The following is a 23,425-nucleotide window of genomic DNA, read 5'->3' as shown; positions in this document are numbered from 1 at the left end:
AATCTCGGCCATCGCGCTGAGGTCGCCTTGTGCCCGAGCTGTGCTGTCGCTGTGTCCTGTCACGGGATTCACCGGCTCAGGTCGTAGACGGTGACACCGTCCACAGTGGTCGGTTCGTAGGTGTCCGCGACCCAGGCGGCGATCCGCTCGGCGGCGTCGCTGCCGGTCTCCCCGCGCATCATCATGCCTTCGCCGAGGAAGTAGTGTATCCGTCCTTTTCGGACATGTTCCTGGAACTGTTCGAGTGTGGGGGCCGGATCCGTGCCGTTGAACCCGCCGACGGCCATCACCGGCGCGCCGCTGCCGAGCTGATAACCCGCGGCGTTGTTGGAGCCGACGGTCGCCGCCGCCCAGGTGTAGTTCGCGCTGTCCCGCCGGATCAGCGCGGCCAGTTCGTCGCCGGGCAGGCTCGTCCCGAGCAACCCGCCGCCGCCCATCCGCATGCCCCGGCCCGTATCCGGTCCGGCGGAGGGGAGCGCGCCGGAATGCGGGGTGGCCGCGGTCGCGACCGTGTACACGCCGGTGCCTGCGAGAACCGTGACCAGTGCGCCGAGGGCGACCAGACGCCTTGCCACGTCAGGCAAACGCGAGGCGAAGAACACCAGGAAGGCGCACAGGAGTCCGGCCACGAGGACCGCGATCGCGAACCCGGGAAGCCGGTCGGATTGCCGTGCCAGCAGGAGATACGCCGTCAGCGCGGTCAGCCCGATCCCCGCGCTCAACGTGCCCGCGGCGGCCGGATTCCCCCGTGCGCGCCACAATTGCGTGCCCGCGATCCCGACGAGCGCGGCCACCGCCGGGGCGAGCGCGATCGTGTAGTACGCGTGGATGATGCCGCCCATGTAGCTGAACACGACGGCGGTCACCACGAACCAGCCGCCCCAGAGGATCAGCGCAGCCCGGCCGCCGTCGGTGCGCGGGGCACGGCGCGTGAACCACAGCCCGGCGGCCAGCGCGACGGCGGCGGCGGGCAGGAGCCAGGCGATCCCGCCCGCCATCTCGTTCCCGAACAACCGGTCCCAGCCCGTGCCTCCCCAGCCGCCGTTGGGACTCCCGCCGACACTGCCGACCTCGTCGCCGGTGATGCGGCCGAGGCCGTTGTAGCCGAAAGCGAGCTCCCACAGGCTGTTCTCCTGCGAGCCGCCGATGTAGGGCCGGTCGGCGGCGGGCCACAGCGCGACGACGGCGAGATACCAGCCCGCGGAGATGAGGGTCGCGCCCAAAGCGCCGAGTAGGTGCAGCAGGCGTTTGCCCAGCGACGTCGGCGCGGCGATCAGATAGGCGATCCCGAACGCGGGCAGCACCAGGAACGCTTGCAGCATCTTCGCGAGGAAGCCGAAACCGACGGCGACCCCGGCCAGCGCCAGCCAGCGCGGGCTCGCTTTCTCCAGGGCGCGGACGACGCAGTACGCGCCCGCGGTCAGGAGCAGGACGAGCAACGCGTCGGGGTTGTTGAAGCGGAACATCAGCGCGGCGGCCGGGGTGAGCGCGAGGACGGTGCCCGCCAGCAGCCCCGCGGCCGGGCCGGACGTCCGGCGCACCGCGGCGTACAGCACCGCGACCGAGCCGACGCCCATCAACGCCTGCGGCACCAGGACACTCCAGGCGTTGACCCCGAACAGGCGCGCGGAAAGGCTCATCACCCACAACGCGGCCGGTGTCTTGTCGACCGTGATCGCGTTCGCGGCGTCGCTGGAACCGAAGAACAACGCCTTCCAGCTCAGCGATCCCGCCTGCGCGGCCGCCGAGTAGAAGGCGTTGGCCCAGCCGGATTCCCCGAGGTTCCACAGGTACAGGACGGCGGTCGCGAGCAGAAGCGCGGCCAGCGACGGCCGGACCCAGCGCGGATCGGCCGGCGTGCCTCGGGCGGGGGGAGCGGTTCGATCGGCTTCGTCGCGGGAGGCGAGGAGGGTCATGGCCTCAGCGTCGGGGGCCGACCTGGGGGGTGGTTGTGCCGAAGCTGTGCACCCGCTGTGAGGATCCGATCACCGGAAGATGGACGGCGAATTCGGTGCGGCCCGGACGGCTGTGCACCTCGATCGTGCCGTGATGGGCAACGACGATCGCCGACGCGATCGCCATCCCGAGCCCGGTACTGCCCGCGGCACGTGAGCGGGAGGAATCACCGCGGGCGAAGCGTTCGAACACGCTCGGCAGGAGTTCCGGGGCGATCCCGGGGCCGTCGTCGGTGACGGTGAGCACCGCGGCCCCGCCGTGCGAGCGGGTCAGCGCGGTGATCACCGTGGTGCCCGGCGGGGTGTGCGTGCGCGCGTTGGACAGCAGATTCGCCAGCACCTGGTGCAGGCGCTGGACGTCGCCGCGGACGAGGACGGGAACCGGCGGGAGCCGGAGTTCCCAGCGATGGTCCGGGCCCGCGACGTGCGCGTCGCCGACGGCGTCCGCGGCCAGCCGGGTGAGGTCGACCTCGCCCGCTTCGAGCGGGCGACCGGCGTCGAGTCTCGCGAGCAGGAGGAGATCCTCGACCAGTGTCGTCATCCGGGCCGCCTCGGACTGGATCCGCGACATCGAACGCGCGACCTCCGGCGGCGCCAGCGCGCTGCCGCGGCCGGCGAGTTCGGCGTACCCGCGGATCGCCGCGAGCGGAGTGCGGAGTTCGTGACTCGCGTCGGCGACGAACCGGCGGACCCGGGTCTCGCTGGCCTGCCGGGCTTCCAGCGCCCGCGCGATATGCCCGAGCATGAGGTTCAGCGCCGAACCGACCTGGCCGACCTCGGTCCGCGGATCGGTGTCGATCTCGGGCACCCGCACGGAAAGCGCGACCTGCCCGCGGTCGAGCCGCATCGCCGACACCCGGCCCGCGGTCGCCGCGACCCGGTCGAGCGGCCGCAACGTGCGCCGGACGGCGAACGCGCCGAGGAATCCGGCGCCGGTGACGCCCGCCGCCGCGACCCCGAACAGGATCCACCCGACGGTGGCCAGCGTGTCCTGCATCGGCCCGAGCGGGAGCCCGGTGACGACCACGCCACCGGGGATCGAGGCGGCCTGCACGCGATAGTCGCCCAGCCCGCCGATCGTCAGCGTCATCGGCGGCCGGTCCGCCGGGATCGAGAACAGCCCGGCCTCCTGCTCGGCCGACAATCCTTGCGGAAGCCCTTGCACGGTAAGGACTCCGGCGTAGAGCACGCGGTCTCCGGAGACCCGCACGCTGAGCGTCCCGGAGGCCTGGCCCGGCGCGTTGAGCGGATTGGGACCGAGCCCGTCCTCCGGCGGCCGGTTCGCGAAGTCGTGGGCGCGGGACGACGCGGCCGAGAGCTGGTCGTCGATCTGGCGGGTGAGGAACGACCGCAGCGCGATCTCGCTGGCGACGCCGATCACCAGGCAGACGAACGTGAGCAGCAGCACCATCGAGCCGGTCAGCTTGGCGCGCAGGGAAAGCCGCCCGGGCCGGGTCCACCGGCGCGGGCCGGCGGTCGGTCCGGATGCCATGACCCGAGCGTGCGCCGCCGTCGTATGCGCGCGTTGTGTCCCACCTGTGAGCCCGCTGTGTGCCGCGATGCCGCACTCGCGTTATCGGACGACACGGGTGATCAGACGGACGACACGCGTGATGCGATGGACGACACGCGTGTCCAGCCGGACGCCTCGCGGCAGGACCGGGTCGCGTCCGAGTGTCCTAATTCCTGCATCGTCGAGGGGTTGCTCGGGTCGAGGAGCTTGATCAACGGAAGATCGGGGACGTTGAATGTCCCGAATCCTCCGTTGATCAAGGTCATGCCGAGCGGGGAAGATTCCGGACACTGGACGTCCCCGATCCTCCCCACTCGCCGACATCGGCTCCGCCACGGCAGCAGGACGGCGTCAAGCCGAGTGGGTGATCAAATACAGGTTCACCAGAACACGAGTCGCCACTCACGACCCCATCGACCGTTGTGGCCGGGCCGGGGTCAGCGGTCGTAGTCGACGGCGAGTTCGGGCGACGTCGCCACCGCCCGGCAGGTCAGGATCCGGCCCGCGGCGACCTCGTCGTCCCCGAGCGCGTAATGGACGTCCATCCGCGCGCTGCCCCGCACCACGGTCGCCCGGCACGTGCCGCACGCGCCGCCGACGCACGCGTACGGCGCGTCGACGCCGTGCCGGAGCGCGGCGCTGAGCACGGTTTCGCCCACGGTCGCGGGGATTTCGACGGTCTTCCCGCCCGCGGTGACCGTCAGCGTCGGGCCGGGGCGCCGCGAGGGGCGGACCGGGAGCGCGCCCTGGAACAGTTCGAAGTGGACGTTCTCCTCCGGGACGTCCCGCTCGGCGAGCGTCCGGCGGGCCATGTCGACGAGGTCGCGCGGGCCGCACAGGAACCAGTCGTCCACCTTCGCCGGGTGCAGCCGTGCCTGCAGCAGCGCGCGGAGGCGGGTGCCGTCGAGACGGCCGCGCTGGTAGCGCTCGTGCGAGATGGCCAGCGCCTCGCCGACGATGTCGAACGGCTTCTCGACCCGTTGCGTGCGCAGGTCCGGGTCGCGTTCGTCGGTGCGGTAGTGCACGACGTGCAGCCGTCCGCCCAGCCGGGTGGCGAGCGCGCCGAGCTCGTCGGCGAACATCGTGCTGGCGCCGGAGGTGTTGATGTACAGCAAGGTCGCCTTGCTGTTCGGCTCGTTCCGCAGGGTCGCGGTCAGGATCGACAGGATCGGTGTGATCCCGCTGCCCGCGGCGAGCGCGACGTAACGACCGGCGCGACCGCGCTCCGGGGTCAGCGTGAACTCGCCGTCCGGCGGCAGGACGTCCAGGACGTCGCCCGCCGCGAGTTCCGTGGTGGCGAACGTCGAGAACGCGCCGCCGAGCTGGTGCTTGATCGCGATCCGCAGCTCACCGGAGTCCGGCGTCGAGCAGATCGAGTAGGCGCGCCGCACCTCTTCCCCGTCGACCTCCGCGCGGATGACGAGGTGCTGGCCGGGGGTGAACAGGAAGGTCTCGCGCAGCCGTTCCGGCACCTCGAACGTCACGGTGACGGCGCCCTCGCACAGCGGCCGGACCTCGGCGACCCGCAGCGAGTGGAACCGGCTCGGCCGCAGCGGCTGCGGCGCGGGCGGCTCCTCGTCGAACGAGCCGGTGAGCCGCCGCCATTCGCGGTACTCCGCCGCCGTCAGCTCGCGGCCCCACGGGGTCGCGATCGGGACGTCCCTGGCGAGGTAGGCGTCGCGGTTGTCCCGCCACGTGCGCAGATACCGGTAGAACGGGATCGCCGGGTGGAGATGGTGCACCAGGTGGTAGTTCTGGCACAGCATGATCGGCGTCATCAGCCATTCGAGCCCGACGCGGACGCGGGTGGCGCCGAACCGGTTCTGCCGCTGCGCGCCGAGGTCGTGATGCGGCAGCCAGTCGAACCACCAGGCCAGGACGGCCAGCCCGACGCGTTGCGGGATCAGGTAGACCATCAGCAGTTCCCAGCCGTGGCCGCTCACGGTCAGCCAGGCGAACGCGGCGAGGCTCAGCGCGACGACGGCCGCGGTCTCGATCCGCTCCGACGGCGGCCGCGTGCGCTGCCGGGCCACGTAGAAGCGGGCGTACCAGAAGTCGATGGTCAGCCAGCGCAGCGGCAACTGCCACCAGGGGCCGTGCGCGGTCCAGGCGTCGGGGTCGGTGTGGGCGTCCTCGTTGGTGTTGCGGTGGTGCTCCAGATGGATGTAGCGCACCAGGGGGAAGGAGCCGTAGGCCGCCACGAACGGCATCGCGAGCCTGCCGAGCAGTTCGTTGACCCAGGTGAGCCGCCCAGCCGCGTGATGCGTCGACTCGTGCAGCACGGTGAACATGGTGAAGGTGACGAGCGCGTGCAGGGGAATGGTCACCCAGAGCGGCGCGGCCTCGTTGACGACCAGCCAGGTGGCGCCCGTCCAGACCATGGCGCCGCCGGTGAACAGCAGCACGGTCGGCACCGAGACCAGCGGCAGCGGCAGCCGCGGATTGGGCACACCGCGTCTCGGTCTTCTCTCGGGTGATTCCCCCGTGTCCTCGGACCGGGTTACGGCGACGGTCATCGATCGTTCCCCTCGGTCGATGGCTACCGGGACAAGCTCGCATACCGTAGACAATTAGTACTGGTTTGTAAACTTCATCCGATCGCCGAAACGCCTCGTCACGGCGTCCGATGGTGAAGCGTGGCACGCATCCGTGTCCAGGAAAGGGCCGGTTCGTAACAGAGAAGAACCGAAAACTGGTCCGATCGGGTGGTCGGGGGCCTGATGGTCCGACGTGGTTCGAAACCTGTGACCGGCGGGCGAGGGCGGGCTGATGGCCCCGGGACCGGGCCGGGAAGGGACACGGCCTAGACTCGGACGGCCCGGTCTGCAAGGTGACCAGGGCACATCCGCCGTCGAAGACATGCGGATGCCCCAACACATCGTTTACCGCTCGAGGAGAATACGTTGAAGAGCACCGTCGAGCAGCTCAGCCCGACGCGAGTCAAGATCAATGTCGAGGTGCCGTTCGACGAGCTCAAGCCGAACTTCGACCGCGCCTACCGCAAGATCGCCCAGCAGGTGCGCATCCCCGGCTTCCGCCCGGGCAAGGCGCCGGCTCGCGTGCTGGAAAGCCGGATCGGGCGAGCCCCGGTGCTCGACGAGGTCGTCAACGAGGTCATTCCGGCCAAGTACATGGAAGCCGTGCGCGCGGGCGAGGTCCGCACGCTGGGCCAGCCCGAGTTCGAGGTGACCAAGCTGGAGGACCGCGAGGTCCTCGAGTTCACCGCCGAAGTCGACATCCGCCCGGAGATCTCGCTGCCCGACCTCGAGGGCTTCGCGGTCAGCGTCGACGACGTCGAACTGACCGACGCCGAGGTCGACGAGCAGCTCGACGAGCTGCGCGCCCGCTTCGGCACCCTGACCGGTGTCGACCGCCCGGCCGAGAACGGCGACTTCGTCTCGATCGACCTCGCGGCCACCGTCGACGGCCAGGAGGTCGAGGAGGCCTCGACCACCGGCCTGTCCTACGAGATCGGCTCCGGCCAGCTCGTCGACGGTATCGACGAGGCGATCATCGGCGCGAACGCCGGCGAGACCAAGACCTTCACCACGAAGCTGGTCGCCGGCGAGCACACCGGCAAGGACGCCGACGTCACCGTCACCGTGCAGACCATCAAGCAGCGCGAGCTGCCCGAGGCGGACGACGAGTTCGCCCAGATGGCGAGCGAGTTCGACACGATCGACGAGCTGAAGGGCGACCTTCGCGAGCGCCTCGGCCGCGTCAAGAAGATGCAGCAGGGCGTCCAGGCCCGCGACAAGGTCCTCGAGGAGCTCCTCGAGCGCACCGAGGTCGCGATCCCGGAGAAGGTCCTCGAGGCCGAGATCGAGAACCGCAAGCACGACGCGATCCACCCCTTCGACCACGACGAGGCGCAGTTCGCGAAGGCGCTGGAGGCCGAAGGCCGCACGATCGAAGAGTTCGACACCGAGGTCCGCGAGGAGTCGGAGAAGGCGGTCCGCACGCAGCTGCTGCTGGACAGCATCGCCGACGCCGAGCAGACGTCGGTCAACGACGGCGAGCTCACCGAGCGGATCATCTACCAGGCGCAGCGCTTCGGCGTCAGCCCGGACGAGTACGTCCAGCGGGCGCAGCAGTCCGGTCAGCTGACCGCGATCTACGCCGACGTGCGCCGCGGCAAGGCGCTGGCCTCGGTGGTCCGCAAGACCACCGTGACCGACGCCTCCGGCGCCACGGTCGACCTCGAAGAGCTCTTCGGCCCCGCAGCCGAGGAGACGCAGGTCACCGAGGAGACCGCGAAGACTGCGGCCGAGTAGGGAATATCCGGTCCGGTCGAAACGGACCGTAAAGCTGTAAGCGAACTTGGGCGGTGTCAGGCATTCTGCACCGCCCAAGTTCGTTAGGGTCGGTTGCAAGATCCTCAAGCATCTGGACATACGCGGCGGCGAACGTTCCACCCGCCGCCGTCGGCGAAAAGGCAGGCATGACGTGACGCAGCACACGCCCCAGGCGCGGACCGGTACCGCAGGGCTCAACCTCACCGACTCGGTCTTCGAGCGGTTGCTCCAGGAGCGCATCGTCGTCCTCGGCTCCGAGGTCAACGACGAGGTCGCGAACCGGATCACCGCCCAGTTGTTGCTGCTCGACGCAGACGACTCCGAGTCGGACATCCGCTTCTACATCAACTCGCCCGGTGGCTCGGTCACCGCGGGTTTCGCGATCTACGACACCATGCAGCTGATCCGCCCGGACGTCGCGACCTACGCGATGGGCCTGGCCGCGTCGATGGGGCAGTTCCTGCTCTCCTCCGGCACGCCCGGCAAGCGGTACGCGCTGCAGCACGCGCGCATCCTCATGCACCAGCCCTCGGCGGGTGTCGGCGGCACGGCCTCCGACATCGCCATCCAGGCCGAGGTGTTCGGCAAGTGGAAGCAGGAGCTGGCCCGGATCACCGCCGAGCAGACCGGCCAGACGGTCGAGCAGATCGTCAAGGACGGTGACCGCGACCGCTGGTTCACCGCGCAGGAGGCGAAGGACTACGGCTTCGTGGACCAGGTCCTCACTCGTGAGAACCCGCTTCCCAACAGCTGATCCGCGCCCGGCACACAGGAGAATTCAATGAGCAACTTCCAGCTTCCGATCGGGTCGCAGGCGCCCGGGATGCAGTCGCGGCTCCAGCTGCCGCAGTCGCGGTACGTCCTGCCCTCGTACGTCGAGCGCACGAGCTACGGCATCAAGGAATCGAACCCGTACAACAAGCTGTACGAAGAGCGTCAGATCATGCTCGGCGTGCAGATCGACGACGCGTCGGCCAACGACGTGATGGTCCAGCTGCTGCACCTCGAGCACGAGGACCCGGACCGCGACATCATGATCCTGATCAACTCGCCCGGTGGCTCGTTCACCGCGCTGATGGCGATCTACGACACCATGCAGTACGTCCGTCCGGACATCGTCACCATGTGCATCGGCCAGGCCGCCTCGGCCGCCGCGGTGCTGCTGGCCGCCGGTACCCCCGGCAAGCGGTTCACGCTGCCGAACTCGCGCGTGCTGATCCACCAGCCCGCCACCGAGGGCACGTACGGCCAGGTGTCGGACCTGGAGATCCAGGCCAACGAGATCCAGCGGGTGCGGCGCCAGATGGAGGTCATCCTGGCGAAGCACACGAACAAGGACGCCGACGAGGTCAAGAAGGACATCGAGCGCGACAAGATCCTGACGGCCGACGAGGCCAAGGCGTACGGGATCGTCGACGAGGTGCTCGAGTACCGCAAGGCTTCGAGCAGCTGATCGGGCGAGGGGACCGGTGCGTGTCGGGAGACGACACGCACCGGACCCCTGGTCTATGGTCAGCTTCTGGCGTGCTCAGATGTGACGTTGGTTCTCCCGTCGGCGGCATCGGACGGGTACCGTCAGTGGCAGTGTGTGAGGCTCCGAGAGGTCATCCGTGACCGGGGCGGTAAGACAGTCAGGCGCGTATCGCGCCGGAGGGGACGAGGTCAACGGCCATGGCACGGATCGGTGACGGCGGCGACCTGCTGAAATGTTCTTTCTGCGGCAAGAGCCAGAAGCAGGTGAAGAAGCTCATTGCCGGCCCCGGGGTCTACATCTGCGATGAGTGCATCGATCTCTGCAACGAGATCATCGAAGAGGAACTGGCCGAGGCCGGTGAGGTCAAGCTCGACGAGCTGCCCAAACCCGCCGAGATCCACGAGTTCCTCGAGCAGTACATCATCGGCCAGGACGACGCGAAGCGTTCGCTGGCCGTGGCGGTGTACAACCACTACAAGCGTGTGCAGTCCGACGACAAGGCCGGGCCGAAGGATTCCAAGGACGAGACCGTCGAGCTGGCGAAGTCCAACATCCTGATGCTGGGGCCGACGGGCTGCGGCAAGACCTATCTGGCCCAGACCCTGGCGAAGATGCTGAACGTCCCGTTCGCGATCGCGGACGCCACGGCGCTCACCGAAGCCGGGTACGTGGGCGAGGACGTCGAGAACATCCTGCTCAAGCTGATCCAGGCGGCGGATTACGACGTCAAGCGCGCCGAGACGGGCATCATCTACATCGACGAGGTCGACAAGATCGCCCGCAAGTCGGAGAACCCGTCGATCACCCGCGACGTGTCCGGCGAGGGCGTGCAGCAGGCGCTGCTGAAGATCCTCGAGGGCACCACCGCCTCGGTGCCGCCGCAGGGCGGTCGCAAGCACCCGCACCAGGAGTTCATCCAGATCGACACGACGAACGTGCTGTTCATCGTGGCCGGCGCGTTCGCCGGGCTGGAGAAGATCATCAACGAGCGGGTCGGCAAGCGCGGCCTCGGGTTCGGCGCGGAGATCCGCACCAAGGCCGAGATCGACGAGAGCGACATCTTCTCCGACACCATGCCGGAAGACCTGATCAAGTTCGGGCTCATCCCGGAGTTCATCGGGCGTCTCCCGGTCGTGGCGACGGTGACCCACCTCGACAAGGACTCGCTGGTCAGCATCCTGACCACGCCGCGCAACGCGCTGGTGAAGCAGTACAAGAAGCTCTTCGAGATGGACAACGTCGAGCTGGAGTTCACCAAGACCGCGCTCGAGGCCATCGCCGACCAGGCCGTGCTCCGCGGCACCGGCGCCCGTGGCCTGCGCGCGATCATGGAAGAGGTCCTGCAGCCGGTCATGTACGACATCCCCAGCCGCGACGACGTCGCGAAGGTCGTCATCACCGAGCAGACCGTCCGCGAGAACGTGAACCCGACGATCGTGGCGCGTCAGCCGTCACGCCGTCGCAGCAGCGAGCGCGGCGAGAAGTCCGCCTGACGGAGCTGTTTCGTCACCGATGCCCCGGCCGGATCCTTCCAGCCGGGGCATCGCTTTCTCCGGCCCGGTCCGGCCGGTGACCGGACCGGGATAGGATGCGAAGGTGCCGCTGACTCCCACGAAGGACGAGAACGAGGCTCCCGAGCTGGCAGCCGCGAGTCCACGCGAGGTCAGGGGACTCGTCGAACTCACCGAACGCATCGTCGTCGGGGCCTACCGCGGGCATCCGTGGATCCCGCGCGCGCTGACGATCGCACTGGGCGTGCTGGTGGCGACCTGCCTGGTGGCCGGGGTCGTCCGCTTGTCGCCGCTGCCGCTGATCCCGCTGCCGTTCTTCGCCGTTTCGGCGTACGCGCTCGTCCGGCTCAAGGCGGCGAAAAGCGCGGAGGCCAACCGATCGCTCGTCGCCTGGACCGGGCTGTTCACCGGTGCGACGCTCGCCGGATTCTGGTTGATCTCGATGGCGGGACGCTGGCTCGGCTGATCGGCCCGGCACCGTTTCCGGGATTTCCCTCCGTTAGCAGGGTTTCAGAATCGTCTCCACGGGGTAAGACGACACCGTGACAGTCACCGCGGGCCTCTTCTCCCATGTGGGCCTGCTCTACTCCGGTGACGCCGAGTACCTGAACGGTACGGTTCCGTACATCCGGGAGGGCCTGAAGCTCGGCGAGCCCGTCGCCGTGGCCGTCCCAGGCCGGAATCTGGCGCTGATCGAAGCCGCTTTGGGCGATTCCGCGGCCGAGATCGAGTTCATCGACATGACCGAGGCGGGCCGCAATCCCGGCCGCATCCTCCCTGGGGTGCTGCTCGCGTTCGCGGACAACCGCCCGGGTCCGGTGCGGATCATCGGCGAGCCGATCTGGGCGGGCCGGTCGGCCCTCGAGTACCCGGCGTGCGCGCAGCACGAGGCACTGATCAACTTCGCCTTCGGGGACCGCGAGCTGAGCATCCTTTGCCCGTACGACCGCAACCGGCTCGAAGACGACGTCCTCGCCGACGCCGAGCGGACCCATCCGACGCTGTCCGGCGCCGGGGGAGATCGCCCGAGCGCGGGATACGCGCCCGACGCGGTCGTCGAGAAGTACAACCTGCCGCTGCCCGAACCGCGGGCCGCCGACGCGTTCCGCTTCGACCTCGCCCGGCTCGGCGCGGTGCGGAGTTTCGCGCAGGACCGGGCCGAGGAGTACGGGCTCGCGTTGGAGCGGGTGGAAGATCTCGTGCTCGCCGTGGCCGAGCTGTCCGCCAACAGCGTGCTGCACGGTTCGGGTCACGGCGTCGTCCGCGTCTGGCGCGAAGAGGACTACGTGCTCTGCGAGGTCATCGACGAAGGCACGCTGAGCGATCCGCTGGCGGGCCGCCGTCCCGCGTCGCCGGGACAGATCGGCGGACGTGGCCTGGTGCTGGTGAACCAGGTCGCCGACCTGGTCCGGCAGTACCTGAGACCGGGGTCGACCGTGACCAGGATCTACTTCCGCGTCTGAGCGGCTCAGGCGTTCTTCGGGACGTGTTTGCCGAGGAACGCGATCAGGCTCGGTACGACCGTGCGATTGAAGGCGTCGCCGTGCTTGCCGCGTGCCGTGTGCGCGACCATGGGCCGCGCCTCGGAGATGAACTTCCGCACCCCGCCGATGAACGGGTCTTCGGTCCCGCACCAGATCCCGGTCGGCACCTTCTTGGTGACGTCGATGTGCCGCAGCGGGTCCAGCGAGCCCCAGTCGGCGGCGTCGCGGAACGCACGCCGTTTGCTCATCTCGGCCCACGACGTGATGAGCGCGGGCGCGAGGGCCGCGACCGCGGCGGGCGGGCGACGGCGTTCCAGACGGCGCCGGGTGTACAGCAGCGCGCCGAAGCCGCCCATCGAAAGCCCGGTGGCGGCGAACGGCTGCCCGTCGCGGCCGCCGAGGCCGCGGGCGGCGAGCCAGCGGGGGACCTCTTCGAGCAGCATCGCCATCGGGTTGTCGCCCGGCTTGTTCTCGTGCCAGTAGTGGTCTCCGCCGTCGACGGCGACGAATCCGAACGGGGGCACCGCCTTGCGGGCGACCTCGCTGCCGAGCTGTTTCAGCAGTCCTGTCGGGGCCGCGTGCCGCGCGGTGCCGTGGAGGCCGTGCAGCATCAGCGACATCGGCAGGCCCTTGGGCGGTGCCTTGGTCGGCAGCATGAGCACGAGATCGACCTCGCGGCCGCGGGCTTCGGAGTAGACGCGTTCGACACGCGGGCTGCCCAGCTGGGTGGCCGGGGTCGGCGACGCGACACCGAGCGCCCGCTGGAGCGCTTCGCTGAACGGCAGGGCTCCGGTGGCCGTCCCGGCGGCGAGACCGGCGACGCCGAGGCCGGAGGCGCCCGCGATCAGCACGGAACGACGGCTCAGCCACCGGCGGGCGCCGTCCACCCCCGGCAGCGTCGTGTGCCCCTGGTCGTCCTCGTTCACCGATCCCCGATCCCCCTGTTGAGCTTCCACCAGGTCAGACGCGCGTTTCCGCTCGAAGGTTGCACGATTCACCGACCTGTGACCGAGGTATCGCCGGATCAGGTGCCGATGTTTCCCTCTTTCGCGCGCCAGGCCTCGATCGAGAGGCGGGCGGACCGCGTCGCGGCCTCGTAAGTGTCGCCCAGGCCCACGCCGAGGGCGGTGGCCAGGGGAATCAGGATGTGGTCCACACCATTCTCGCCGTCGCCGAAATGACCGGCGACCTCCAGTGTGATGTAGCCGTGCACGGCGCTCCAGAGCTGCGCGGCGACCTCGAACTCCGGGGCGGGGCGGAACCGGCCGGCGTCGATCACCCGCTTCGCGGCGCGGACCAGGTAGCCGAAGGCCTCGATGCCCTCTTCGCTGGCGTTCCGGCGGGTCTCCTCGTTGGTCATGTCGCCGAGGGTCGCCTTCTGCCCGCTGGGCTGGCTTTGGCCGAAGGTCACCGCGTAGAGGTGCGGGTCGTCCACGACGGTCCGACGGTAGGCCAGCGCCAGGGTGAGGATGTCGGCCGCCGGGTCGTCGGTCTCCTCGACCCGGCCCAGATTCGCCGACAGGCGCCGGAATCCCTCGCGCGCGACCTCGTCCACGAGCGCGCCCATCCCGCCGAAGTGGGTGTACACGGCCATGGTGGACGCGCCGATCTCGGCCGCCAGCTTGCGCGCCTGGAGCGCCTCCGGGCCGCCGTGCGCGAGCAGCCGGATCGCCGCCTCGATCAGCTTGCCCTTGACCTCGGCGGCGGAGGGTTTCGGTGCCATGCTTGCCAGTGTCTCATAACCCTGTTATAAATGAGAACATAACATCGTTATTCCAGGGTAGGGGTCTGTGATGGGCAACAAGTTCCTCGAGGGCAACTTCGCCCCGGTCAACCGTGAGCACACGATCACCGGACTCAGCGTCACCGGGCACATCCCGGAGTACCTGGACGGGCGCTATCTGCGGAACGGGCCGAACCCGCTGTCCGAAGTGGACCCCGCGACCTACCACTGGTTCATGGGCGACGGCATGGTGCACGGCGTCCGGCTGCGGGACGGCCGCGCCGAGTGGTACCGCAACCGCTGGGTGCGCAATCCCCGGCTCGCGCGGGAGCTCGGTGAACGCTGGGAAGGCGGCGCGGCCGCCGGCCTGGGGGCCAACACGAACGTGATCGGCCACGCGGGCAAGACCCTCGCCCTGATCGAGGGCGGTGCCACGAGTTTCGAACTGACCGACGAACTCGACACCGTGGGTGCCTGCGATTTCGACGGCACCCTGCCCGGCGGCTACACCGCGCACCCCAAGCGGGACCCGGAGACCGGTGAGCTGCACGCCGTCTCGTACTTCTTCGGCTCGGGGAACAAGGTGCAGTACTCGGTGATCGACGCGCAGGGGCGCGCGCGGCGCACGGTCGACGTCGAGGTCACCGGCTCGCCGATGATGCACGACTTCTCCCTGACCGAGAAGCACGTCGTCTTCTACGACCTCCCCGTCGCCTTCGATTCGGAGCAGGCGGTCGCCGCGTCCGTCCCGACGGCGCTGCGCACCCCCGCGCGGCTCGTGATGTCCGCGCTGGTGGGCAAGGTGAAGGTGCCGGATCCCTTCGGGGCGAAGCTGCGTCAGCGGATCTCGGGCAACGCCGGCCTGCCGTACCGCTGGAACCCGAAGTATCCGGCGCGAATCGGCGTCATGCCGCGCGAGGGTGGCAACGGCGACGTCCGCTGGTTCGACGTCGAGCCGTGCTACGTGTTCCACCCGATGAACGCCTACGACGACGGCGACACCATCGTGCTGGACGTCGTCCGGCATCCGAAGATGTTCGACACCGAGCTGCTCGGACCGGCCGAGGGGCCGCCGACCCTGGACCGCTGGACCGTCGACCTGGCCGCGGGCAAGGTCGTCGAGGAACGTCTCGACGACCAGGGCCAGGAGTTCCCGCGCGTCGACGAGCGACTGGTCGGGCGGCCGCACCGGTTCGGCTACTCGGTGTCCACAAAGGATGGTTCGGCGTCGTCGGGCTCCCTGCTGAAGCACGATCTGTGGAACCGGTCGGTCCGGTCACGGGAATTCGGCGACGGCGCGCAGGTGGGGGAGTTCGTGTTCGTCCCGTCCTCGGTGGACGCGGGCGAGGACGAGGGTGTGCTGATGGGGTTCGTCTACGATCCCGCGACGCAGAAGAGCGATCTGACCATTTTGGACGCGGGGACGCTGGAGACCGTGGGCGCCGTGCACCTGCCGGACCGGGTGCCGAACGGTTTCCACGGCAACTGGGTGGGCAACCAGGGCTGACCCGGCTCAGCCGAGGCCGAGCACCCGCTGTTCGCCGCTGTAGAGGTTCATGCTGTCGCCGCGCAGGAAACCGATGAGGGTCATGCCGTTCTCCTCGGCCAGTTCCGCGGCCAGCGACGACGGCGCGGAGACGGCCGCCAGCAGCCCGATCCCGGCCATGGCGGCCTTCTGCACCAGTTCGAACGAGGCGCGGCCGGACACCAGCAACCCGGTGTCCGTCGCGGGGATCCGGCCCTCCTGCAGCGCCCAGCCCAGCACCTTGTCGACGGCGTTGTGCCTGCCGACGTCCTCGCGGACGACGGCGAGGTTCCCGTCGCCGTCGAACAGGGCGGCCGCGTGCAGGCCGCCGGTGCTGGAGAACACCTTCTGGTGGGCGCGGAGCGTGTCCGGGAGCTTCGCCAGCACGTCGGTGCTCACCGCGAATTCGGACTTCTCCGGGGAAAACCGGCTTTTCAGTTTCACCGCGTCGAGCGCGGCCTTGCCGCAGACCCCGCACGAGGACGTGGTGTAGAAGTTCCGCTCGACGCCGGTCTCCGGCGGGGCGACCCCTTCGGCCAGTGCGAGGTCCAGGACGTTGTAGGTGTTGCGGCCCTGGTCGTCGACGCCGTCGCAGTACCGCGCGACCGCGACGTCCTCACGCGAGGCGAGTACGCCTTCGGACAACAGGAACCCGTGCGCGAGTTCGACGTCGTTGCCGGGTGTCCGCATGGTGACCGCGAGTGCCTTGCCGCCGACGCGGATCTCCAGCGGTTCCTCGGCCGCGAGCGCGTCGGGCCGCCGCACGTCCTTGGTCGCGGAGATCTTCCGCACCGGACGTCGCACCGTCACCCTGCCCACGTGTGGTCCACCCTTCTGGCCGGTTTGTTCGACGCCGAAACATTCAACACCTGGATACTGCAACGTCGGGAATTAAGTAATACATTCCCAGTGCACATCCTCAGAGTACGGAGGCGCCGGATGGCTGTCGGCTTCCTGGACCGTTCCCGCATCGTCGCATCACCGGGCTGGAGCCGCTGGCTGGTGCCGCCCGCCGCGCTGGCCGTCCACCTGTCGATCGGGCAGGCGTACGCGTGGAGCGTCTTCAAACCGCCGTTGGAGAAGACCCTCGGCCTCACCGGGACCGAGAGCGCGCTGCCGTTCCAGCTCGGCATCGTGATGCTCGGGCTGTCGGCGGCCTTCGGCGGGACGCTGGTCGAACGCAACGGGCCGCGCTGGGCGATGTTCGTCTCGATGGTCTGCTTCAGCTCGGGCTTCCTGCTCTCCGCGCTCGGTGTGGCGACGTCGCAGTACTGGCTCGTCGTCCTCGGCTGGGGCGGGATCGGCGGCATCGGGCTCGGGATCGGCTACATCTCGCCGGTGTCGACGCTGATCAAATGGTTCCCGGACCGGCCGGGCATGGCCACCGGCATCGCGATCATGGGCTTCGGCGGCGGCGCGCTGATCGCCTCCCCGTGGTCTTCGCAGATGCTGGGAACGGCGCCGTGGTCCATCGGGACGGTCGCGACGGCCTTCCTCGTGCACGGCCTGGTCTACGCGGTCTTCATGACCCTCGGCATCCTGCTGGTGCGGGTGCCCGCCGACGACTGGAAGCCGAAGGGCTGGGAACCGAAGACCGACCACGGCAACGCGATGATCACCACCGCGAACGTGTCGGCGCGCAACGCCATCAGGACGCCGCAGTTCTGGCTCCTCTGGGTGGTCCTGTGCTTCAACGTGACCGCGGGGATCGGCATCCTGGAGAAGGCCTCGCCGATGATCGCGGACTTCTTCCGCGAGACCTCCACGCCGGTCGGCACCGCCGCCGCGGCCGGGTTCGTCGCGTTGCTTTCGCTGACCAACATGCTCGGCCGGTTCGTCTGGTCGTCCACTTCGGACCTGGTGGGGCGCAAGAACATCTACCGGCTCTACCTCGGCGTCGGCGCCCTGCTGTATCTGGTGATCGCGCTGACCACGAACGCCTCCAAGCTCGTGTTCGTCCTGTGCGCGATGCTGATCCTGTCCTTCTACGGCGGCGGGTTCGCGACCGTGCCGGCGTATCTGAAGGACCTCTTCGGCACCTACCAGGTGGGCGCGATTCACGGCAGGCTGCTGACCGCGTGGTCGATGGCCGGCGTGCTCGGGCCGCTGATCGTCAACGCCATCGCCGACAGCCAGAAGTCTGCGGGCAAGGTCGGCCCGGATCTGTACTCGACGTCACTGTTCATCATGATCGGCCTGCTGGTCGTCGGTTTCGTCGCGAACGAGCTGGTGCGCCCCGTCAACCCGAAGTACCACGAGCCGGCGTCGTCCGGTGAGCCCGCGAGGAGTGAGGCCCGATGACCGAACAGGCTCCCGAACGCCGCCGCACCGGGCTGATGGTCTTCGCGTGGCTGTGGGTCGCGCTCCCGTTCGCGTACGGCGTCTACGAACTGTTCCGCAAGGTGGTCCAGCTCTTCGGCGGCTGAAGTAGGGTCGGCTCCGTGGGAGTTCTGGTCACCGGGGCGTCGCGCGGCATCGGCCGCGCGATCGCCCGCGCCTTCGCGGAAAAGGGCGACCGTGTCGCCGTCCACTACGCCTCGAAGCGGGAGGAAGCCGAGCGGACGCTCGGCGAGCTGCCCGGTTCCGGGCACGGCCTGATCCAAGGTGACCTTTCGGAACCCGAAGTGGCACAACGGGTCGCCGACGAGGCAGAGGCACTGGTGGGCGGGGTGGACGTCCTCGTGAACAACGCCGCCTTCGCGCCCTCCGCGGGTGCGGCCCATCCCGTCGCCGAAGTGTCCTATGAGGACTGGCAGCGGGTCTGGCGGCGGATGCTCGACGTCAACGTGCTCGGCACCGCGAACGTGACCTACTGCGTGGCGCGGCACATGATCGACCGCGGCGCGCCCGGCCGCGTGGTCAACATCGGCTCGCGGGGAGCCTTCAAGGGTGAGCCCGAGTTCCCGGCGTATGGCGCGAGCAAGGCGGCGCTGCACTCGCTGGGGCAGTCGCTCGCCGTCGCCCTCGCCCCGCACGGGATCGCCGTGACCTCGGTCGCGCCCGGTTTCACCGCGACGGACCGGGTCGCGGCGAAGGTCGAAGGCGCGCGGGGCGAGAGTCCGTTCGGCCGGGTCGGCACGCCGGAGGAGGTCGCGGCCGCGGTGCTCTACCTGGCTTCCGGCGAGGCCGCGTGGGCGTCCGGGGCGATCCTCGACCTGAACGGCGCGTCGTATCTCAGGATGTGAACTGGATCACTGATGCAGCGCTGACGGCCTCCCGCGCGTCTATGGGACGTGCACAAGCTGGGGAAGGTCCTGGTCGCCGCGCTCGCGGTGGCGGTGTTCGGCGGGACCGCGTACGGATACACGACGCTGGAGTCGCTCGACGGCATCACCCGCGAGGACGTGATCGAGGCGCCGGATCCGGGGGAACAGCCCGCCGACGGTTCGCTGGACATCCTGCTGGTCGGGCGCGACGCGCGCACCGACAATCAGGACCGGCCGCTGCCGCCGGAGATCCTGCGGGAACTGCGGGCCGGGGCGAACGGCGACGACCTGACCGACACGCTCATCGTGCTCCGCATCCCCAACGGCCAGCAGACGGTGAAGGCGTTCTCGATCCCGCGTGACTCGTGGGTCGCGCAGCCGGGCACGAAGGACAAGAGCAAGATCAACGAGATCTTCGGCCGGACCAAGTTCGCCTCGGGGAACGAGCAGCGCGCGGCGGGCAAGACCGACAAGGCCGAGATCAACAAGCAGGCGATCACCGCGGCGCGGAAGGCGACCCTCAAGGCCGTCGAGGAGCTCAGTGGCGTCAAGATCGACCACTTCGCCGAGGTCAACCTGCTGAGCTTCTACGAGATCAGCAAGGCCGTCGGCGGCGTCGAGGTCTGTCTGAAGAAGGCCACCAAGGACCGTGATTCGGGCGCGGACTTCCCCGCCGGGCGGCAGACGATCGCGGGCGCCGACGCGCTCGCCTTCGTCCGGCAGCGCAAGAACCTGCCCCGCAGCGACCTCGACCGCGTCCGCCGCCAGCAGGTGTTCCTCGCGGGACTGGCGAAGCAGGTGCTCTCCGGCGGGACCCTCGCCAACCCTGCGCGCGTGTCCGACCTGATCGACGCGGTGAAGCGTTCGGTCGTGCTCGACGGTTCGTGGAACCTGCTCGACTTCGTGCGGCAGATGCGCGGGGTGTCCGGCGGCGGGATCGCGTTCGAGACCATCCCGGTGGTCAACCCCGACTACCGCTACGACCCCCGGCATCCGACCTGGACCGCCGTGCAGGTCGATCCCGCCCAGGTGCGCGCGTTCGCCGCCTCCCTGATCGGGGTCCAGCCCACCACCCCGCAGGCGCCCGCCGGACCCAAGGTCGACGTCGTCAACGCGAGCGGCAAGGACGGTCTCGCCGCCCGCGTCTCGGATCTCTTGGCGGAGAAGGGTTTCGGCAAGGGCGACACGAAGGCCGAGGCCGGACGGCGGACGTCGGTCGTCCGGTTCAGCGACGCGGCCGGGCCCGCCGCGGAGATCGCGAAACTGCTCGGCGGACTGGACGTCCAGAAAGCCGATTCGGTCGCGGCGGGCAAGATCGAGGTCGTCCTCGGCCAGGTCTACAAAGGACCGGGCGTCTCCGCGGGCGGGGGCGCGATCGGTGCGCTGGCGGAGCCGCCGATCACGGCCGATGGCGCCGACTGCATCGACTGAGCCGAGTCACTCCCTTGGCGGGATCTTCCCGTTCTTCGCCACCGGAAGGCCGAGCTGAACCGGCTCGGTGATGACGGCCGCTTCGCCGGGAAGGTGGGACAGCACCGGGTTCAGGTGGGTCAGCTTCAGCGTGAGCGGTCCGACGACGCTCGGCGCGGTGCTGACGTCCGCCTTCGCCAGATCCAGCCACTGGACGGTGCCGAGCACCTCCGGCGGGATCTCGTCAGCGCGTTTCGCCACCGGGACGCACAATTGCCGCGCGTTGCCGACCTTCACGTCCACCTTCGGCCGATCGGCCAGAACCGGGTTGAGATGGCCCAGCGTCAGCGGGAACGGGATGGTCGGAATGCCGAGGACACGCAGGGCATAGCACTCGAGATCGATGTGCCGCACGAACGACAGGATCTCCGGCGGCGGCAGTTTCCCGTTCTTCGCGACCGGGACGCACAACTGCTCCGGCGACAACAGGGTCACGTGCGAATCCTGGATGCCGAGTTTCTGCACGACGGGATTCAGATGGCTCAGCGTCAGCGGGAAGTCCACCGAGCGGCCTTCGATCCGGTAGCACGACAGATCCACCCAGCGGACGTAGTCGACGATCCCCGGCGGCGGGATCACGCCGTTCTTAGCGACCGGCACGCACAGCTGCAGGCGTTCACCGAGCTTGACCGTCTCCAGCGGCAGTTTCCCGAGTACCGGGTTGAGGTGCTTGAGGGTGAGCTCGGTCGGCGGTGGTTTGTAGCCTTCGGTCTTGTAGCAGGACAGGTCGAGCTGGGAGACGAACGGCAGCGGCGGCGGTGCGCCCGGAGCGGCGGTGGCCGCGCCGGGCAGCACCGCGACGAGCAGGAGCGAGGCCAGGGCGGCGAAGCAACGCGAGGTCGATCTTCGTGACATGGCAAGGCCTTTCCGCGAAAGGGTTTGGCCCTTCCACGGTGGACCCCGTCCGGCGCCGCGCGGCACCGCCAAGCGGGCAGCCTAAGGTGCGGCCACCGGCTCCAGCCGCACCACGACCGCCTTCGACACCGGGGTGTTCGACTTGTCCGCGACCGCGTCCAGCGGCACCAAGGCGTTCGCCTCGGGGAAGTACGCCGCCGCGCAGCCTTTCGCCGTCGGATAGGAGACCACCCGGAACCGCGGGGCCCGACGGTCGCAGTCCCGCCATTCCGAGACCAGGTCGACCATCGCGCCGTCGGCCAGCCCGAGCTCGGTCAGGTCGTCGGGGTTGACCAGCACCACGCGCCGCGCGTCCTCGATGCCGCGGTAACGGTCGGAAAGGCCGTAGATGGTGGTGTTGTACTGGTCGTGGCTGCGCATCGTCTGCAGCAGCAGCCTGCCTTCGGGCACCTGCGGATATTCGAGATCGGAGACGGTGAAGTTCGCCTTGCCGTTCGCGGTTCCGTTGAACTGCCGGGAATCGCGCGGCGCGTGCGGCAGGACGAACCCGTCGGGCTCGCGCACCCGGGCGTTGTAGTCGTGGCAGCCGGGGACGACGCGCGCGATCCGGTCGCGGATGAGGTCGTAGTCGGCGTGGAAGTCCCGCCACGGCACGGCGTGCCCGGCACCGAGCAGGGCTTCCGCGAGATGGCAGATGATCGCGACTTCGGACAGCAGATGCTCGCTGGCCGGGGCCAGCCTGCCGCGTGAGGTGTGCACCTGCGACATCGAGTCCTCGACGGTGACGAACTGCTCGCCGCCGGCCTGGAGGTCGCGTTCCGTCCGGCCCAGGGTGGGCAGGATCAGCGCCGTCTTACCGGGTACGACGTGCGAGCGGTTGAGCTTCGTCGACACGTGCGCGGTCAGGGAGCACGACTTGAGCGCCTTCTCCGTGAGCTCCGTGTCCGGTGTGGCGGAAGCGAAATTGCCGCCGACGGCGAAGAAGACCTTGCCGTGCCCGTCCCGCATCGCGCGGATCGCGGCGACGGTGTCGTGACCGTGGTCTCGCGGCACCTTGATGCCGAACTCCGCGTCGAGGCTGTCCATGAACGACTCCGGCATCTTCTCCCAGATGCCCATCGTCCGGTCGCCCTGGACGTTGGAGTGCCCGCGCACCGGGCACAGGCCCGCGCCCGGCTCGCCGATCATGCCGCGTACCAGCGCCAGGTTCGCGATCTCGGAGATGGTCTGCACCGCGTGCTTGTGCTGCGTCAGCCCCATCGCCCAGCAGTAGATGGTGCGCTTCGACGTCGCGATCATCCGCGCCAGCCGCTCGATCTGCTCACGAGGCAGGCCGGTCGCGACGCCGACCTCGTCCCAGTCGATCTCCCGCAGATGCTTCGCGTAGTCCTCGAACCCCTCGGAGGACGACTCGATGAACGCGTGGTCGACGATCGTGCCGGGGGTCTCCTGCTCCCACTGCAGCAGGAGATGACCGATCGCCTGGAACAGCGCGAGGTCGCCGCCGAGCCGGATCTGCGCGAACTCGTCGGCCAGCGGGGTGCCCTTGCCGACCACGCCGCGGACGTTCTGCGGGTTCTTGAACCGCATCAGACCGGCTTCGGGCAGCGGGTTGACCGCCATGATCTTCGCGCCGTTGCCCTTGGCCTCCTCCAGCGCCGACAGCATGCGCGGGTGGTTCGTGCCCGGGTTCTGGCCGACCACCACGATGAGGTCCGCCTTGTGGATGTCGGCGAGCGACACCGAGCCCTTGCCGATCCCGGTCGTGGCCGCGAGCGCCGCGCCGGAGGACTCGTGGCACATGTTGGAGCAGTCCGGCAGGTTGTTGGTGCCGTAGGAGCGCACGAGCAGCTGATAGAGGAACGCGGCCTCGTTGCTGGTGCGGCCGGAGGTGTAGAAGATCGCCTCGTTCGGGTCGCTCAGTGCCCGCAGTTCGTCGGCGACCAGCGTGAACGCGTCGTCCCAGGAGATCGGTTCGTAGTGCGAAGCCCCTTCGCGCAGCACGAACGGCTCCGTGATGCGGCCCTGCTGGCCGAGCCAGTAGTCCGTCTTGTCCGCCAGCTCGTGGATGGAGTGCTGGGCGAAGAACTCACGGCCGACCCGGCGTTTCGTCGCCTCCTCGGCGACGGCCTTCGCCCCGTTCTCACAGAACTCGGCGAGCTTGCGGTGCTCGCCGTCGACCTCGCGCGGCTCCGGCCAGGCGCAACCGGGACAGTCGAAACCGTCGCGCTGGTTCAGCAGGCGCAGCGTCTTCACGGTGCGTGCGGCGCCCATCTGCTCCATGCCGCGCATCAGGGAGACGGCGACACCGGGGATCCCGGCCGCCCAGCTCTTCGGTTTCCCGACCTCGAGCTGTGTCTCGTCAACGTCGTTCGCGGGTGCTTCGCGGGTCATGACCCCATCGTGCGCCTTGC

At 69.2% G+C, this 23,425-nt stretch carries 19 protein-coding genes; 11 read left to right on the top strand and 8 right to left on the bottom strand.

What is annotated here, in order from left to right:
- Nucleotides 1-68: 68 nt before the first annotated feature.
- From AJAP_RS29310 to AJAP_RS29295, 3 genes are all read right to left on the bottom strand, one after another.
- Complete coding sequence (locus tag AJAP_RS29310) at nt 69-1,916, bottom strand: ArnT family glycosyltransferase (protein WP_038517282.1); 1,848 nt, start codon at nt 1,914-1,916, stop codon at nt 69-71.
- A 4-nt stretch (nt 1,917-1,920) separates the two neighbouring features.
- Nucleotides 1,921-3,447, bottom strand: a complete 1,527-nt coding sequence (locus AJAP_RS29305) for a sensor histidine kinase (protein WP_038517280.1) — start codon at nt 3,445-3,447, stop codon at nt 1,921-1,923.
- Between the two features lie 458 nt (nt 3,448-3,905).
- On the bottom strand, nt 3,906-5,918 hold the full coding sequence (locus AJAP_RS29295; protein ID WP_038517276.1) for a fatty acid desaturase: 2,013 nt from the start codon (nt 5,916-5,918) through the stop codon (nt 3,906-3,908).
- A gap of 453 nt (nt 5,919-6,371) precedes the next feature.
- On the opposite strand from AJAP_RS29295, the gene tig reads away from it, so the two are divergent.
- The 6 genes from tig to AJAP_RS29265 all read left to right on the top strand — a co-directional run bounded on the left by tig (nt 6,372) and on the right by AJAP_RS29265 (nt 12,211).
- Entirely contained in the window at nt 6,372-7,742 is a 1,371-nt protein-coding gene (gene tig / locus AJAP_RS29290; RefSeq protein WP_038517274.1) for a trigger factor, read from the top strand.
- 172 nt (nt 7,743-7,914) lie between these two features.
- On the top strand, nt 7,915-8,517 hold the full coding sequence (locus tag AJAP_RS29285) for a ClpP family protease (RefSeq protein WP_016332353.1): 603 nt from the start codon (nt 7,915-7,917) through the stop codon (nt 8,515-8,517).
- A 27-nt stretch (nt 8,518-8,544) separates the two neighbouring features.
- Nucleotides 8,545-9,216 carry an ATP-dependent Clp protease proteolytic subunit gene (locus AJAP_RS29280; RefSeq protein WP_016332354.1) on the top strand — a complete coding sequence of 224 codons (672 nt, stop codon included), beginning with the start codon at nt 8,545-8,547 and terminating at the stop codon, nt 9,214-9,216.
- A gap of 218 nt (nt 9,217-9,434) precedes the next feature.
- On the top strand, nt 9,435-10,730 hold the full coding sequence (gene clpX, locus AJAP_RS29275) for an ATP-dependent Clp protease ATP-binding subunit ClpX (protein WP_016332355.1): 1,296 nt from the start codon (nt 9,435-9,437) through the stop codon (nt 10,728-10,730).
- Nucleotides 10,731-10,833: 103 nt separating this feature from the next.
- Complete coding sequence (locus tag AJAP_RS29270; protein WP_038517271.1) at nt 10,834-11,214, top strand: hypothetical protein; 381 nt, start codon at nt 10,834-10,836, stop codon at nt 11,212-11,214.
- 76 nt (nt 11,215-11,290) lie between these two features.
- Complete coding sequence (locus tag AJAP_RS29265) at nt 11,291-12,211, top strand: sensor histidine kinase (protein WP_267284097.1); 921 nt, start codon at nt 11,291-11,293, stop codon at nt 12,209-12,211.
- Between the two features lie 5 nt (nt 12,212-12,216).
- On the opposite strand, the gene AJAP_RS29260 is transcribed toward AJAP_RS29265, so the two are convergent.
- Entirely contained in the window at nt 12,217-13,158 is a 942-nt protein-coding gene (locus AJAP_RS29260) for an alpha/beta hydrolase (RefSeq protein ID WP_038517265.1), read from the bottom strand.
- Between the two features lie 98 nt (nt 13,159-13,256).
- Entirely contained in the window at nt 13,257-13,955 is a 699-nt protein-coding gene (locus tag AJAP_RS29255) for a TetR/AcrR family transcriptional regulator (protein ID WP_038517264.1), read from the bottom strand.
- Between the two features lie 70 nt (nt 13,956-14,025).
- Here AJAP_RS29255 and AJAP_RS29250 point away from each other — a divergent pair, with 70 nt between their 5' ends.
- Complete coding sequence (locus AJAP_RS29250; RefSeq protein ID WP_038524082.1) at nt 14,026-15,462, top strand: carotenoid oxygenase family protein; 1,437 nt, start codon at nt 14,026-14,028, stop codon at nt 15,460-15,462.
- 6 nt (nt 15,463-15,468) lie between these two features.
- On the opposite strand, the gene fdhD is transcribed toward AJAP_RS29250, so the two are convergent.
- Entirely contained in the window at nt 15,469-16,299 is an 831-nt protein-coding gene (gene fdhD / locus AJAP_RS29245) for a formate dehydrogenase accessory sulfurtransferase FdhD (RefSeq protein WP_038517261.1), read from the bottom strand.
- Between the two features lie 120 nt (nt 16,300-16,419).
- Between fdhD and AJAP_RS29240 the strand changes: the two genes are divergently transcribed.
- The 4 genes from AJAP_RS29240 to AJAP_RS29230 are packed head-to-tail and all read left to right on the top strand — an operon-like array spanning nt 16,420 to nt 20,117.
- Nucleotides 16,420-17,781, top strand: a complete 1,362-nt coding sequence (locus AJAP_RS29240) for an L-lactate MFS transporter (RefSeq protein WP_038517259.1) — start codon at nt 16,420-16,422, stop codon at nt 17,779-17,781.
- Nucleotides 17,778-17,906, top strand: coding sequence for an MFS transporter small subunit (locus AJAP_RS45130; RefSeq protein ID WP_255355414.1), 129 nt, complete (start codon nt 17,778-17,780; stop codon nt 17,904-17,906). The genes AJAP_RS29240 and AJAP_RS45130 overlap by 4 nt, the downstream gene beginning before the upstream one ends.
- 15 nt (nt 17,907-17,921) lie before the next feature.
- Complete coding sequence (locus tag AJAP_RS29235; RefSeq protein WP_038517256.1) at nt 17,922-18,665, top strand: SDR family NAD(P)-dependent oxidoreductase; 744 nt, start codon at nt 17,922-17,924, stop codon at nt 18,663-18,665.
- A gap of 48 nt (nt 18,666-18,713) precedes the next feature.
- Nucleotides 18,714-20,117, top strand: a complete 1,404-nt coding sequence (locus AJAP_RS29230) for an LCP family protein (RefSeq protein WP_038517255.1) — start codon at nt 18,714-18,716, stop codon at nt 20,115-20,117.
- Nucleotides 20,118-20,123: 6 nt separating this feature from the next.
- Here the strand turns inward: AJAP_RS29230 and AJAP_RS29225 are convergent, their stop codons facing one another.
- A complete protein-coding gene (locus tag AJAP_RS29225) occupies nt 20,124-21,011 on the bottom strand; it encodes a hypothetical protein (protein WP_038517252.1) in 888 nt (295 codons plus the stop codon).
- A gap of 81 nt (nt 21,012-21,092) precedes the next feature.
- Nucleotides 21,093-23,405, bottom strand: a complete 2,313-nt coding sequence (locus AJAP_RS29220) for an FdhF/YdeP family oxidoreductase (protein WP_038517250.1) — start codon at nt 23,403-23,405, stop codon at nt 21,093-21,095.
- Between the last annotated feature and the right edge of the window lie 20 nt (nt 23,406-23,425).

This window comes from Amycolatopsis japonica, from assembly GCF_000732925.1.
GTDB classification, from domain to species: Bacteria; Actinomycetota; Actinomycetes; order Mycobacteriales; family Pseudonocardiaceae; genus Amycolatopsis; species Amycolatopsis japonica.
The sequence above is the reverse complement of the archived record's forward strand: the minus strand, read 5'-3'. Positions and strand labels throughout refer to the sequence as shown.